This is a genomic window from Alsobacter sp. R-9, from assembly GCF_054612375.1.
In genome coordinates, this window is the sequence record NZ_JBTSWJ010000010.1 from 21,294 (window position 1) to 34,127 (window position 12,834).

Consider the following 12,834-nt stretch of genomic DNA (forward strand, 5'->3'; position numbering starts at 1 on the left):
CCGCCCGACCCGAGCCAGGGAGGGCCCGCCCATGACGAGAACCATCGACCGCCGCACCTTCATCGCCGCCGCCGGCGCCACGCTCGCCGCCCCCGCCGTGGTGAGGGCGCAGGCCGCCACGCTGAAGGTCGGCGTCATGCTGCCGCGATCGGGCTTCTTCGCGCAGGCCGGCCAGAGCTGCTACCGCGGCGCGCTCGCCGCGCCGAAGGTGCTCGCCGACCTCGGCTACAAGGTGGAGCTCGTCCACATCGACACGGAGAGCTCGGCCGACATCGCCCGCACGCAGGCCGAGCGGGCCGTCAACGAAGGCGTCAACTGCCTCGTCGGAGCGTTCGATTCGGGCCACAGCCTCGCCATCGCGCAGGTCGCCGAGCAGCGGCAGGTGCCCTTCGTCATCAACATCGCGGCGGCGCCCCAGATCACGGAGCAGGGCTACAAGTACCTCGTCCGCAACTTCCAGAGCGGCGGGCAACTCGTCGTCAACGGCCTGCGGCTGATCCGGACGATCTCGGACGCCACCAAGGTCGACTTCAAGACCGCCGTCTTCCTGCACGCCAACGACACCTTCGGCACGGCGCAGCGGCAGGCCATGGACGCGATCTTCCCGAAGCAGGACATGCCCTTCAAGCTGGTGGAGAGCATCGCCTACGACCCCAAGGCGCAGGACCTCTCGGTCGAGGTGACGCGCATGCGCTCGCTCAACCCCGACCTCGTGATGGTGGTGACCCGCGCCGGCGACGCCATCAAGCTGGTGCGCGACATGGTGCGCCAGCGCTTCGAGCCGAAAGCCATCATCTCCCCCGGGTCGCCGGGCCTCTACGACGAGGAGTTCTACCAGGCGCTCGGGCCGCTGGCCGACTTCCTCATGTTCAACCTGCCGTGGGCGAACCCGAAGTCGGAGATGACGCAGGCGCTGGAGGCCTCGTTCAAGGCGGCGAACCCGCAGAACCGCTTTGCGGTCGACTGCTTCAACGCCGGCTTCACCTTCGAGGCGATCCTGATCGCCGCCGACGCCTTCAAGCGGGCCGGCACGACCAACGGGCCGCAGCTGATGGAGGCGGTGCGCCAGACGAAGATCGAGAAGCACGTCATGATCGGCGGGCCGATCGAGTTCGACGCCAAGGGCCAGAACCCGAACATCGGGTCCGCGGCCGTGCAGAACCGCAACCGCACGCCGACCGTGGTGCTGCCGGCAGACGTCGCCGCCGCCGCGCCGGTGCTGCCCATGCCGTCGTGGCAGGGCCGCACCTGACGATGCGCAACCTCATCACCGACGTCGCGGGGCTGAAGGTCGGCAACGCGCACGACGCGGCGCGGGCGACGGGGACCACGGTGGTCGTCTTCGACAGTCCCGCCGCGGCATCCGTCGCGGTGCTCGGCGGCGGGCCGGGGACGCGGGACACCACGCTGCTCGAGCCCGAGATGACGGTCGAGGCGGTCGACGCGCTGGTGCTGTCGGGCGGCTCGGCCTTCGGGCTCGACGCCGCGGGCGGCGCCATGGCCTGGCTCGCGGGACATGGCCGCGGCTTCCGCATCGGCGACGTCACGGTGCCGATCGTGCCGCAGGCGATCCTGTTCGACCTGCTGAACGGCGGTGACAAGGCCTGGGGCCGCAAGCCGCCCTATTTCGACCTCGGCTACGACGCCTGCGAGGCGGCCGGACTCGACTTCGCCCTCGGCACGGCGGGGGCCGGCTACGGCGCCACCACGTCCACGGTCAAGGGCGGGCTGGGCTCTGCCAGCACGGTCACGCCGTCCGGCTACACGGTCGGCGCCCTTGTGGCGGTGAACGCCGTCGGGACGCCTCTGATCGGCGACGGGCCCCACTTCTGGGCGGCCAACTACGAGCAGGACGGCGAGTTCGGCGGGCTCGGCCATGCTCATCCCATGCCCGGCAACGCGCTGGAGCCGCGCCTGAAGGGCCGCGCGCCCGGCCAGAACACCACCATCGCCATCGTCGCGACCGACGCGGCCCTGACGAAGGCCCAGTGCAAGCGCGTGGCGAACGCGTCCCATGGCGGGCTGGCCCGGGCGCTGCGCCCGTCCCACACGCCGCTCGACGGCGACCTCGTCTTCGCTGCCGCCACCGCCGTCCGGCCGCTGCACGACCCGGTCTACGGCGTGGCCGAGATCGCCATGGCGGCCACCGACTGCCTCGCCCGCGCCGTGGCGCGCGGTGTCTACGAGGCGACGGCGCTGCCCTTCCCCGGCGCCCTCCCCGCGTGGCGCGATCGTTTCGGGCGCTGAACCGGGACCTTCGGCCGTTCCCTGCGCATTGGTTCAGCTGTAAACTGAACCTGCTGCGGAGATCGTGCATGGGATCGATGACGGCGGTCTGCCCTTCGGGGCGAGTGGATGGTACGGACGGACGCCCCGCGTCGGCCGGCCGGGTGCCCGATCGTGCCGAGCGCCGGGCCGACGCCGTGGTCCACCGGATCGGGCTCGCCGCGGGCGTCGCCGGCGCCGTCGGCCTCCTCGCGGCGCAGGAGGGCGGACTGGTCGAGACCGGCGCTGTCGCGATCTATGCCGTCGGCCTCCTCGCGATGCTGGGCAGTTCGGCAGCGTACAACATGGCCCGCCCCTCCCGGATCAAGTGGCTGCTGCGCCGGGCGGACCACGCCGCGATCTTCCTGATGATCGCAGCGACCTACACGCCCTTCCTCGCGCGGCTGCGCGACGTCGGCTTTGCCGGCGGCATGGCCGCCTTCGTCTGGGCCGGCGCCATCGGCGGAATGATCCTGAAGCTCGGCTGGCCGGGGCGCTTCGATCGCCTCTCGGTCGCCCTCTACCTAGGCCTCGGCTGGGCCATCGTGGCGGTGGCCGGGCCGCTCGCGGGGTCGCTGGCCACCAGCACGCTCGTGCTGCTCGCGGCCGGCGGCCTGCTCTACACGCTGGGCGTGCCCTTCCACCTGTGGGAGCGCCTGCGCTTCCAGACCGCGATCTGGCACGGCTTCGTCCTGGCCGCGGCGGGGTGCCACTACGCCGCCGTCTTCGATCTCATGGTTCTGTCGGCCTGAGGCCGCTCAGCGGCCGTAGACGTCCTCGATGCGGATGATGTCGTCCTCGCCGGTGTAGCTGCCCACCTGCACCTCGATGATCTCGAGGGGGATGCGGCCGGGATTGGCGAGGCGGTGGACGGAGCCGAGCGGCAGGTAGGCCGCCTCGTTCTCCTGCATCAGCCAGGTGCGCTCGTCGACCGTCACCTCCGCCGTGCCCCGCACCACGACCCAGTGCTCGGCGCGGTGCATGTGCTTCTGCAGCGAGAGCCGCGCGCCGGGCAGCACCTGGATGCGCTTCACCTGGAAGCGCGGGCCGATCTCGATGCGCTGGTACCAGCCCCAGGGCCGGTGCACGCGCAGGTGCGACTCCGCCTCGGGCGCGCCGGCCGCCTTGAGGTCGGCGACCAGCGTCTTGACGTCGCCGGAGCGGGCCCGGTCGGTGACGAGCACCGCGTCGCGGGTCGCCACGACGACGATGTCCTCGAGCCCGACGACCCCGGTCAGCACGTCCTCGCTGTGCACGAGGCTGTTGCGGGTGTCGACCAGCGCCGCCTGGCCGCGCACGACGTTGCCGTCGGCATCCTGGGCGCTCACCTCCCACAGGGCGCCCCACGTGCCGACGTCGGACCAGCCGCAGGAGGCGGGCATCACGCCGGCGCGCTGCGTCTTCTCCATGACCGCGTAGTCGATGGAGGTCTTCGGCGCGCGGGAGAACGCCTCCTCGTCGAGCCGCTGGAAGTCGAGGTCGGTCTTGGCCCTGGCGAGGGCGTCGCGCGCGGCGGCCAGGATATCCGGTGCGAAGGCGTCGAGTTCTTCGCGCATGACACGGGCCTGGAACAGGAAGTTGCCGCTGTTCCACAGGTAGCCGTCGGCGACGTAGCCCTTCGCCGTCTCCTCGTCGGGCTTCTCGACGAAACGGGCGACCTTGAAGCACGGCGTCCCGGGGATCGGGTCGCCCGGCCGGATGTAGCCATAGGCCGAGGACGGCGCGGTCGGCGCGAAGCCCAGCGTCATGATGAAGCCCTGCGCCGCGCCCTCGGCCGCCTTTCGGCAGGCCTCGACGAACGCCGCCGGGTCCTGGATGACGTGGTCGGCCGCCAGGACGAGCGCGACCGCCGACGGCGCCCGGGCCGCCACGATCTCGGTCGCGACCGCGACGGCCGCGGCGGAATCCCGGCGGGCGGGCTCCAGGATGATGTCGGCCTCGACGCCGATCTGCTGCAGCTGCTCGGCGACGATGAAGCGGACGTCGTTGCCGGCGATCACGACGGGACGGGCAAAGACCTTCGGGTCGCGGACCCGCTCGAGGGTCGCCTGGAAGGTGGAGGACTGGCCGAGGAGCTGGATGAACTGCTTCGGCATCGTCTCGCGCGAGGCCGGCCAGAGCCGCGTGCCGGCTCCTCCGCACATCACGACCGGCACGATGAGGGACGGGTCCGATGCCATTTCCGCGTGTCCTTCCGTTGCGCCGGGCCGCCCTTGCGCCCGTGCCAGGTGGCGCGGACGGAGGACGGGTCCAGTCTGTCGGCCGTGTCTAGCCCCGACCACCGCGGAAGGTCATGTGCTTTTTATGGACAGCGTTAGCGTTGACGGGTCCGTCCGCGTCATGCCCTCGCTTCGGGATGCTCGGCCATGAAGTGGCGCAGCGCCGCCATGAGGTCGCCCGCGTGGGCGGTGCGACCGTCCCGGAGGGCCGACCGGATGTCGTCGACGATCATGGCGCGGATGCGCTCTGCCCCGTGCTCCATGTGCAGGAGGTAGTCGGCCAGCGCCGAAGCCGCCACTTCGCCCAAATGCTCGTGCTCCGCGATGGCGTCCACCTCCTCGGCCGTCAGCCCGCAAAAGGCGATGCAATCTTCCTTCGAGATCATGGGATGCCTCCCTCGCGGCCGCTCCACGGCCTTGGCGCACATTGTAACGCCGGGGGGAGCCGGCGCGTTGACCTTCGTCACGCCACAGGACGCGCCCCGCCTATTGTGGCCTCCGGTCCTTCACACTATCAGGGGCGCAACGCCCACGCGGAGGTGCCCCGTTGTCGAATTCCGTCGAAGCTCCGATCCTCGTCACCGGGGCCGCCGGCTTCATCGGCTACCATGTCTGCGAGCGGCTTCTGGCCGCCGGCCATGGCGTCGTCGGGTTCGACAACGTCAACGACTACTACGACCCCGCCCTGAAGCGGGCTCGCCTGGCGCGGCTCGTCCGCCATCCCGGCTTCACGTTCATCGAAGCCTCGCTCCACGACCGCGGCGCTGTCGATGCCGCGTTTGCCGAGCATGGCTTCACGCACGTGGTGAACCTCGCCGCGCAGGCGGGCGTGCGATACTCGACCGTCAATCCCTACGCGTACGGCGAGGCGAACCTCACCGGGTTCCTCAACGTCCTCGAGGCCTGCCGGCGCGCCGGCGTCCGGCACCTGCTCTACGCCTCGTCCTCGTCGGTCTACGGCGCCAACACGCAGATGCCGTTCTCGGTCCACCAGAACGTCGACCATCCGCTGTCGCTCTATGCCGCGACGAAGAAGGCAAACGAGCTCCTCGCCCATTCCTACGCGCACACCTACGGCCTTCCCTGCACCGGCCTGCGCTTCTTCACGGTCTATGGGCCGTGGGGCCGGCCGGACATGGCCATGTGGATCTTCACCAAGGCGATCCTCGCGGGGGAGCCCATCACGCTCTTCAACGACGGGCAGATGCGCCGCGACTTCACCTATGTCGACGACATCGTCGAGGCGGTGGTGCGGCTCGTGCCCCTCGCCGCCACGGGCAACCCGCACTGGTCCGGCGCCGCGCCGGACCCGGCGACGAGCCGGGCGCCCTGGCGGGTGTTCAACATCGGCAACAACGCGCCGGTGGAGCTGATGGACCTGGTCGCCACGCTGGAGAGGGCTCTCGGCCGCGCGGCCGTCAAGCAGTTCGCACCCTTGCAGGTCGGCGACGTGCCCGCGACCTACGCCGACGTGGACGCCCTGACCGAGGCGGTCGGCTTCAGGCCTTCGACCCCGATCGACGTCGGTGTGAAGCGCTTCGTGGACTGGTATCGCGCCTACCACGGCGCGTGAACCGCGCAGCCCTCCGGCGCGTTTTCCTCGACCTTGCGCGTACTTGGCCGATGCTGCACCTTCAGGTTGGCAGCGCACGAGCGCCGGAGAGAGTGGAGACGTCACACATGAAGGCCCTGAGCGCTGGCATCGCGGTCGCGCTGCTCGCCGCCCTGGCGGGTCCCGCCGCCGCCCAGTACTACGACCCGTATGCACGGCCCTACTACCGGCCCCCGCCGCCGCCCCCGCCCTACTACGGCGGCGGTGGCGGCTATTACGGGTATCCGCCGCGCGAGAGCTACTACTACCGTCCGCGCCCGGCCCTGCGGTCGGTGTGCGTGACGTCGCGGGGCAGCTGCTCGACCGGATATCCGATGCCGTCCGGCGCGCCCTGCCGGTGCTTCATCCCCGGCTTCGGCGAGAAGCGCGGCGCCGTCCCGTAGAACGACCCGGCAAATCTGCCGGGCGGGCCGCGTCAGGCGCGGGCGGGAGTTCCAGGGATCGCGAGCCACTCGCGGTCCCTTTTCGTTTTCAGCGATTTTTCAAAGACTTTCGCCCAATCATTAAAATTGGAGCGTTTCCGTTAACCATTTCTTCAGGATCAGCTTTGCCACCGCAATTCGGTCATCCAAGATGATTAACAGATCGTTAGCGGCGGACGGTCAATAGAGGTCATTCATCATGGTTCAGATCAAGAGCGCGTTTCCAGCCCGGATCGCGCGTGTCGGTTTCGTGGCGTCCGGTGGCCACCTCATCTCCACCAGCACGCTCACGCCCGACGACGTGGACGCCCTGTGCGAACTGGCGTCCGACTTCGCGACGGGGCGCGCCAATGCCACCCGCAATGCCGGCCACACCATTGCCCTGTTGTTCTTCCAGGCGAGCACGCGCACGCGGCTCGGGTTCGAGGTCGCGACCTTCTCGCTCGGCTGCCAGGCCATCGGCATGGACGACATGGGCATGTCCCGGTCGAACGACCGGACCGGGGAATCGCTCGAGGATTGCGCGGCCGTGGTCTCGCGGCTTTGTGATGCCATCGTCGTGCGTCATCATGCCTCCGGCTCCGCGGCGCGGATGGCTGCGAAGTCACGCAAGCCGGTGATCAACGCCGGCGACGGCTGGAACGAGCACCCCACCCAGGCGCTGATCGACATCTTCGCGATGCGCAAGGGACTGAGGTCCCTGCGGGGCCGCAGCCTGGCCTTCGGCGGCGACCCGCGCGGCCGCACCGTCCGGTCGCTCGTCCAGCTCCTGCGCCACGAAATGCCGTCCGAGATCGTGTTCTGCCCGCCTGCGCACGTCCCGGTGCCCGAGGACGTCGTCGCGGCGGTGGCGGAGCACCAGATCCGGCTGCGCGTCATCCACGATCTCGACGACGCGCTGCGCAACAGCGACGCGATCATGATGACGCCCTATGACATGTCGGACATCGGCGAGGCGCCGGGGACGGACTACAAGTCCCCGCGGGTCACCCCCGCCTCGCACCGCGTCACGGCGGAGAGGATCGCGCGAACGAATTCGAAAGCTTTCCTGTACCATCCTCTCCCGCGTCAGGACGAGATCGACCCTGACTGCGACGACTTGCCGAACGCCATGTACTTCGAACAGGTGCGCCTCTCGAAGTTCATGCGAATGGCGGTGCTCGATCGCGCCTTGGCCACCGACTGAACGGGTACCAGCGCATGCAACGTCGCAACATGGATACGAGCACGCCCGTGCTTGTCTTCATGTGGATGACGGGAGCGCTGGTGAGCTTCGTGTTCGCGGCCATCGCCATCCGAACGCTGACGGCCCGCTTCAACGTCTTCGAGATCGGCATCGTCCGCACGGCGGGCGGCCTCGCGCTCGTCGCCGCCGCGGCGATGCTGAGGCCGGCGCTGATGCGGGAGATCCTGACGTCGGACCCCACCGTCCACGCAAGCCGCAACATCGTGCATGCGATCGGCGGCATCCTGTGGACGATGGCGATCGGCCTGCTGCCGCTGGCGACGGTGTTCTCGCTGGAGTTCACCGCGCCGGCCTGGGTCGCCATCCTCGCCTATCCCATGCTCGGGGAGCGGATCGGCAAGCGGGCGGTCGTCGGCATCGCCGCCGGCCTCGTCGGCGTGCTCATCATCCTGCGGCCGGCGCCCGGCAGCGTGAACCTCGCTGCGCTGCTGCCGCTCGCGGCCGCCTTCTGCTTCGGGCTGTCGGTGCTCCTGACCCGGCGGCTCACGCTCACCCAGCCTCTCGTGGTCATCATCTTCTGGATGATGGCGCTCCAGCTCGCCTTCTACGGCGCCGGCGCCTTCGCCATCGGCGGGCACCTCCCCTTCGCCGGTGACTGGCCCCCCGGCACGGTCGTCGCCATGGTGGCCCTGGCCTGCGCCGGCCTCGGCTCGCAGGTGTGCCTGTCACGGGCGCTGCAGATCGGCGAGGCCACGATGGTCGTGCCGCTCGACTTCCTGCGGGTGCCGCTCATCGCCCTCATCGGCTGGATGCTCTACGGCGAGCCGCTGAGCGTTTGGATCTTCCTCGGCGCCGCCTGCATCCTCGCGGGCATCACCTACGGCCTGATGCCCGACCGCCAGACGGTCGCCGTTCGCCGCCCCCGCTCAGCGCCCGCCGAATAGGCTCCCGGACCGCTCCGGGCGACCTGCCGGAGCCTCCGGGGCTCACCGGCCTGCGCGTCCTTTTCGTTGCAAAAACTGGAACTTGGCGCCCTTTACGCAACCTCTGCATGCAGCGGCCTGCCGACATTCGTCAAATCCCGGCCGCCATCCCAAGACCCGGTTTACCATGGGCCGAGAATGCCATTCGATGCATGAGCGGGATTCGGAAAATGCCGCTCTTTCTTAGGACTCGGCGGTAGACGCTGCGGACATATGCAACGGCTAGCCAGGCGATGTCCGAACTGCAACTCGAGGCTCCGGCTGTGACGAAGGCTCCGCAAGGCGGACCCGGGATCGACGGCAAGCTCTACGCGGAACTGGTTCGCGCGCTCTACAGCACGCCGAAGTCGGTGTTCTCCGCGTCGCTGGTGGCCATGAGCGTCATGGCCGTCGCCGCCGTCCTCAGCGAGGACTGGCGGGCCTATGGCATCTTCATGGCGCTTTTCGGCGTCATCGGCCTCGCCCGAAGCGTCGTCATCTCCCGCTTCCGCGCCGCCAACGTCGACTTCATGGACATGGCGACGCTGGGTCACTGGGAGCGCCTGTTCCTGGCCGGCGCCTGGATGTTCGCGGGCCTCACCGGCATCGTCGGCGCCTACTCCATGCTCGCCCACCCCAGCGAGGAGGTGGAGATCCTCACGAGTTGCGCCGCCATCGGCTACATGGCCGGCATCTCGTCGCGCAATGCCAGCCGCCCCACCATCACCGTCGGCCAGATCAGCGCCATCTGCCTGCCCTTCCTGGCCGGGCTCGTGCTGCGGGCCGACCTGCTGCACCTGACGCTCGCGGCGTTCATCCTCTCGCTCTACATCTCGACGATCTACATGTCCCGGTCGATCCACGAGAACATCGTGATGCGCCACCGGGCCCATGCCGAGCTCGAGCGGGCGGCGCTCTACGACGCGCTGACCGGGCTGAAGAACCGCACCGCCTTCATCAAGCACATCAACGAGCAGCTTTCGGGCGACGGCAACCGCACCGTGGCGCTCGTCGCGGTCGACCTCGACCGCTTCAAGGACGTCAACGACCGGCTCGGCCACCCGGCCGGCGACGCGGTGCTCAAGGAGACGGCGCGGCGCATCTCGAAGGCGGTCGGCCTTCCCCACGAAATCTCGCGCATCGGCGGCGACGAGTTCCTCATCGCGCTGCGTGGCGCGGGCCCGGACCAGGCGCACGAGACGACGCGCAAGCTCATCCAAGCGCTGTCGGAGACCTACCACGTGGGCCCGACGGAAATCACCTGCGGCGCCAGCATCGGCTTCGCCATCGGGCCGCAGCACGGCACCAACTTCGACGAGCTGATGCGCAACGCCGACCTCGCCCTCTACTCCGCAAAGAGCAGCGGGCGCGGGCAGGCCGTGGCCTATTCCGAGGTGCTGTCGGAGATCTACCACGACCGCGTCGAGCTCGAGTACGACATGCGCTCGGCGATCACGCACTCGGAGCTGGAGCTCGTCTACCAGCCGATCGTCGACCCGCGCTCGGGCCGGACCATCTGCTGCGAGGCATTGCTGCGCTGGAACCATCCCACCCGCGGCCGCATCTCGCCCGGCGACTTCATCCCGATCGCCGAGGCCACCGGCCTGATCGTGCCGATCGGCGCCTGGGCCATGCGCGCGGCCTGCGCCGAGGCGGCGACCTGGCCCTCCGACATCCGCGTCGCGGTCAACCTGTCGCCGCTGCAGTTCAAGAAGGGCCGCGAGATCGTCGACGTGGTGAAGCAGGCGCTGGCCGAGACGGGCCTGCCGCCGCACCGCCTCGACCTCGAGATCACCGAGTCCGTCCTCATCGAGGACACCGAGGTCGTGCTGGCGGTCATCGAGGAGTTCCGCTCCGAAGGCATCGGCGTGTCGCTCGACGACTTCGGCACCGGCTTCTCGTCGCTCGGCTACCTCAGCGACTTCCCCTTCTCGAAGGTGAAGGTGGACCGCAAGTTCTGTCACCGCGTGGTGGACTCCACCCGCACGCGCAGCATCATCAAGGGCATCTCGCAGCTGACGCGGGACCTCGGCATGGAGCTCGTGGCGGAAGGCATCGAGAACCACGCCCAGCTCGACGTCATGCGCGACCTCGGCATCAACGCCGTGCAGGGCTACCTCTTCTCGCGCCCGCTCTCGGTGCCGCAGCTGCGCCTCGCCATCCGCGAGCCGATCGTGCCCGTCGAGGCGCCCAAGGGCGACGACCGCAAGCCCGCCGCCGCCTGAACGTTCGTCCCGGCCTGTCCTGGCCGAACGACTCGTCTAGGCTGGCGGCATGACCACCTTCGGAAACCTCGCCTCCGACGACCTCCCCGCCGTCATCGACCTGTGGGTCGAGAGCTGGACCGGCGTCGTCCCGGGCATCGACTTCCCGGCGCGCCGTGAGTGGTTCCGCGGCCATGTCGGGGGCTGGATGGCCGCAGGAGGCCTTGCCCGGGTCGCCCGCGACGACGAAGGCGCGCTCGCCGGCTTCATCCTGATCGACCCGCGCTCCGGGCTCCTCGACCAGATCTGCGTCGCAGCGGCGCGCAAGGGCGAAGGCACGGCGCTGCTGCTGCTCGGCGAGGCGCGCCGCCTGTCGCCAGGCGGCATCGACCTCCGCGTCAACGTCCACAATGCCCGCGCCGTCCGCTTCTACGAGCGGGAGGGCTTCGTGCGCGAGGGAGAGGGCGTCAGCCCCAACTCCGGCCTTCCGATCTACCACTACCGCTGGCGGCCCTGACGGCGTGCCTGCCAGCGGCCGACGAGCCGGGACAACGCCGGCCGGACCGGCAGCAGCAGGCGGTAGCCGACCTCCAGCACCGCGGTCACGGGCGGCCACCCGGCGACCCGGCCCAGCACCGGCCACGGGCCCGGCAGGTTCCGCCAAAGCGCGGCGAAGGCGGCGGCGCCCGAGAGCAGCCTCCCGTCCGGCGTGCGCACGTGGAACCGCGCCATCGCGGTCTCGCGGTCGAGGTCGGAGGCGGGCCTGGCCTCTCCGGGCGACACGTCCTCGAAGGTGATCGCGCCGTCCCTGTCGGCGCGGCGGTAATGGCCGATCTCGGCCCGGCACAGCGGACACGAGCCATCGTAGTAGACCGTCAGGCCGCCGCCGCAGGCGGGTGCGCGCTCGTCACCGGCACGGCTCACGCCAGCGTCTCCAGCACCGACCCGCCGGCCGCGTGGCCGCTGTCGAAGGCCGCCTCGACGCGTCCGCCGAGACACCAGTCGCCGCAGGCCCACAGTCCGGCGGGGTCATGGAGAAACGGCACGCCCGCCGCCCGCTCGACGAGGGCGTAGCGCCAGCGATGGGCCGCGACGTGGACGGCGCCCGCCACGTCGATGCCGACGGCGGCCAGCGCCGGCGCCAGAAGGGCGGGAATCTCCTCCGGGCGCCGCTCGAGGTGGGCGCGCGACCATGCGGGCGAGGCATGGACCACGACGGCCTCGGCCTCGCCCCGGCCGGGCTTGCTGGCGTTGCGGGCCACCCAGCCGATCGCCTCGTGGGGCGCCTCCAGATGGTCCGCCAACCCCTGGACCCGGGCGAGGAAGCCCAGCATCAGGGCCCAGCACGGCGCGTAAACCGCTGCCGCCATCGCCGGCAGGGCGATCCCCGCGCTCGCGGCCAGCGTCACGCCCTGCGGCGCCGGCACGGCGAGCACGACGGCACCGAAGCGCCCGTTGGCGGGATGGTCCAGCGGGCCCTCGGCCGTGGCGACGCGCCACCCCTCGTCCCCGCGCGAGAGGGCGGAGACGGTGACGCCGGTGCGCACGTCGAGCCCCGCGGCCATGGCCCGGGCTGGTGCCGTCATGCCCGGCAGGCCGACCATGGCGTCGTCGAACCACGGCGCCGCCGCGCCCGTCGCGCTCCACGACGCCAGCGCCGCGCCCATGGCCGGGCCGCGGACCCGGAAGAACTGGGCGCCATGGTCGAAGGCGAAGCCCTCGACACGCCGCGTCGCCATGCGGCCCCCGAGCCCGCGCCCCTTGTCGACGACCACGACGGGCCGACCAGCGTCGGCGAGGCGGCGGGCCGCGGCAAGGCCGGCGATGCCGGCCCCGACCACGGCGACCGGAAGGGAAGAAAGGCTCATGAACGACGCTCCACGCAGTGACCCTGCTCCTACGCACGAGACCGCCCGTCGGACGACCCGGCGGGGCGGAAACCTGCGGTCGCGACGTCGCAGCCG

The 12,834-nt window shown here is 70.5% G+C and carries 13 protein-coding genes; 9 read left to right on the forward strand and 4 right to left on the reverse strand.

Going from position 1 to position 12,834, the window contains the following annotated elements; genetic code table 11:
- Positions 1-31 precede the first annotated feature (31 nt).
- The 3 genes from ACX9GQ_RS16290 (at position 32) to trhA (ending at position 3,017) form a co-directional block, all read left to right on the forward strand.
- Positions 32-1,252, forward strand: a complete 1,221-nt coding sequence (locus ACX9GQ_RS16290; protein WP_459630619.1) for an ABC transporter substrate-binding protein — start codon at positions 32-34, stop codon at positions 1,250-1,252.
- A 2-nt stretch (positions 1,253-1,254) separates the two neighbouring features.
- On the forward strand, positions 1,255-2,247 hold the full coding sequence (locus tag ACX9GQ_RS16295; protein WP_459630620.1) for a P1 family peptidase: 993 nt from the start codon (positions 1,255-1,257) through the stop codon (positions 2,245-2,247).
- Between the two features lie 68 nt (positions 2,248-2,315).
- On the forward strand, positions 2,316-3,017 hold the full coding sequence (gene trhA / locus ACX9GQ_RS16300; RefSeq protein ID WP_459630621.1) for a PAQR family membrane homeostasis protein TrhA: 702 nt from the start codon (positions 2,316-2,318) through the stop codon (positions 3,015-3,017).
- A gap of 6 nt (positions 3,018-3,023) precedes the next feature.
- Here trhA and ACX9GQ_RS16305 read toward each other — a convergent pair whose 3' ends face one another.
- Complete coding sequence (locus ACX9GQ_RS16305; RefSeq protein WP_459630622.1) at positions 3,024-4,445, reverse strand: mannose-1-phosphate guanylyltransferase/mannose-6-phosphate isomerase; 1,422 nt, start codon at positions 4,443-4,445, stop codon at positions 3,024-3,026.
- Between the two features lie 158 nt (positions 4,446-4,603).
- Positions 4,604-4,870: a hypothetical protein gene (locus ACX9GQ_RS16310; RefSeq protein WP_459630623.1), complete on the reverse strand. Its 267-nt coding sequence runs from the start codon at positions 4,868-4,870 to the stop codon at positions 4,604-4,606.
- Positions 4,871-5,031: 161 nt separating this feature from the next.
- Between ACX9GQ_RS16310 and ACX9GQ_RS16315 the strand changes: the two genes are divergently transcribed.
- The 6 genes from ACX9GQ_RS16315 to ACX9GQ_RS16340 all read left to right on the forward strand — a co-directional run bounded on the left by ACX9GQ_RS16315 (position 5,032) and on the right by ACX9GQ_RS16340 (position 11,387).
- Positions 5,032-6,057, forward strand: coding sequence for an NAD-dependent epimerase (locus tag ACX9GQ_RS16315; RefSeq protein ID WP_459630624.1), 1,026 nt, complete (start codon positions 5,032-5,034; stop codon positions 6,055-6,057).
- A gap of 107 nt (positions 6,058-6,164) precedes the next feature.
- The gene (locus tag ACX9GQ_RS16320; protein WP_459630625.1) at positions 6,165-6,479 is read left to right on the forward strand and encodes a hypothetical protein; all 315 of its coding nucleotides are present in this window, start codon (positions 6,165-6,167) and stop codon (positions 6,477-6,479) included.
- Positions 6,480-6,717: 238 nt separating this feature from the next.
- Positions 6,718-7,704 carry an aspartate/ornithine carbamoyltransferase family protein gene (locus ACX9GQ_RS16325; RefSeq protein ID WP_459630626.1) on the forward strand — a complete coding sequence of 329 codons (987 nt, stop codon included), beginning with the start codon at positions 6,718-6,720 and terminating at the stop codon, positions 7,702-7,704.
- A gap of 14 nt (positions 7,705-7,718) precedes the next feature.
- Complete coding sequence (locus tag ACX9GQ_RS16330; RefSeq protein ID WP_459630627.1) at positions 7,719-8,648, forward strand: DMT family transporter; 930 nt, start codon at positions 7,719-7,721, stop codon at positions 8,646-8,648.
- Between the two features lie 272 nt (positions 8,649-8,920).
- A complete protein-coding gene (locus ACX9GQ_RS16335; protein ID WP_459630628.1) occupies positions 8,921-10,891 on the forward strand; it encodes a putative bifunctional diguanylate cyclase/phosphodiesterase in 1,971 nt (656 codons plus the stop codon).
- Positions 10,892-10,940: 49 nt separating this feature from the next.
- Positions 10,941-11,387: a GNAT family N-acetyltransferase gene (locus ACX9GQ_RS16340; RefSeq protein ID WP_459630629.1), complete on the forward strand. Its 447-nt coding sequence runs from the start codon at positions 10,941-10,943 to the stop codon at positions 11,385-11,387.
- Here ACX9GQ_RS16340 and ACX9GQ_RS16345 read toward each other — a convergent pair.
- Together ACX9GQ_RS16345 and ACX9GQ_RS16350 are read right to left on the reverse strand one after the other, a co-directional pair.
- Positions 11,369-11,794, reverse strand: a complete 426-nt coding sequence (locus tag ACX9GQ_RS16345; protein ID WP_459630630.1) for a thiol-disulfide oxidoreductase DCC family protein — start codon at positions 11,792-11,794, stop codon at positions 11,369-11,371. The genes ACX9GQ_RS16340 and ACX9GQ_RS16345 overlap by 19 nt on opposite strands.
- Complete coding sequence (locus tag ACX9GQ_RS16350) at positions 11,791-12,738, reverse strand: NAD(P)/FAD-dependent oxidoreductase (RefSeq protein WP_459630631.1); 948 nt, start codon at positions 12,736-12,738, stop codon at positions 11,791-11,793. Before ACX9GQ_RS16350 ends, ACX9GQ_RS16345 begins: the two co-directional genes overlap by 4 nt.
- Positions 12,739-12,834 lie beyond the last annotated feature (96 nt).

Coding starts and splice junctions, on each gene's coding strand:
- trhA (WP_459630621.1), top strand. CDS start 2,316: ATGGGATCGATGACGGCGGTCTGCCCTTCGGGGCGAGTGGATGGTACG.
- ACX9GQ_RS16335 (WP_459630628.1), top strand. CDS start 8,921: ATGTCCGAACTGCAACTCGAGGCTCCGGCTGTGACGAAGGCTCCGCAA.
- ACX9GQ_RS16320 (WP_459630625.1), top strand. CDS start 6,165: ATGAAGGCCCTGAGCGCTGGCATCGCGGTCGCGCTGCTCGCCGCCCTG.
- ACX9GQ_RS16290 (WP_459630619.1), top strand. CDS start 32: ATGACGAGAACCATCGACCGCCGCACCTTCATCGCCGCCGCCGGCGCC.
- ACX9GQ_RS16305 (WP_459630622.1), bottom strand. CDS start 4,445: ATGGCATCGGACCCGTCCCTCATCGTGCCGGTCGTGATGTGCGGAGGA.
- ACX9GQ_RS16340 (WP_459630629.1), top strand. CDS start 10,941: ATGACCACCTTCGGAAACCTCGCCTCCGACGACCTCCCCGCCGTCATC.
- ACX9GQ_RS16295 (WP_459630620.1), top strand. CDS start 1,255: ATGCGCAACCTCATCACCGACGTCGCGGGGCTGAAGGTCGGCAACGCG.
- ACX9GQ_RS16325 (WP_459630626.1), top strand. CDS start 6,718: ATGGTTCAGATCAAGAGCGCGTTTCCAGCCCGGATCGCGCGTGTCGGT.
- ACX9GQ_RS16310 (WP_459630623.1), bottom strand. CDS start 4,870: ATGATCTCGAAGGAAGATTGCATCGCCTTTTGCGGGCTGACGGCCGAG.
- ACX9GQ_RS16330 (WP_459630627.1), top strand. CDS start 7,719: ATGCAACGTCGCAACATGGATACGAGCACGCCCGTGCTTGTCTTCATG.
- ACX9GQ_RS16350 (WP_459630631.1), bottom strand. CDS start 12,738: ATGAGCCTTTCTTCCCTTCCGGTCGCCGTGGTCGGGGCCGGCATCGCC.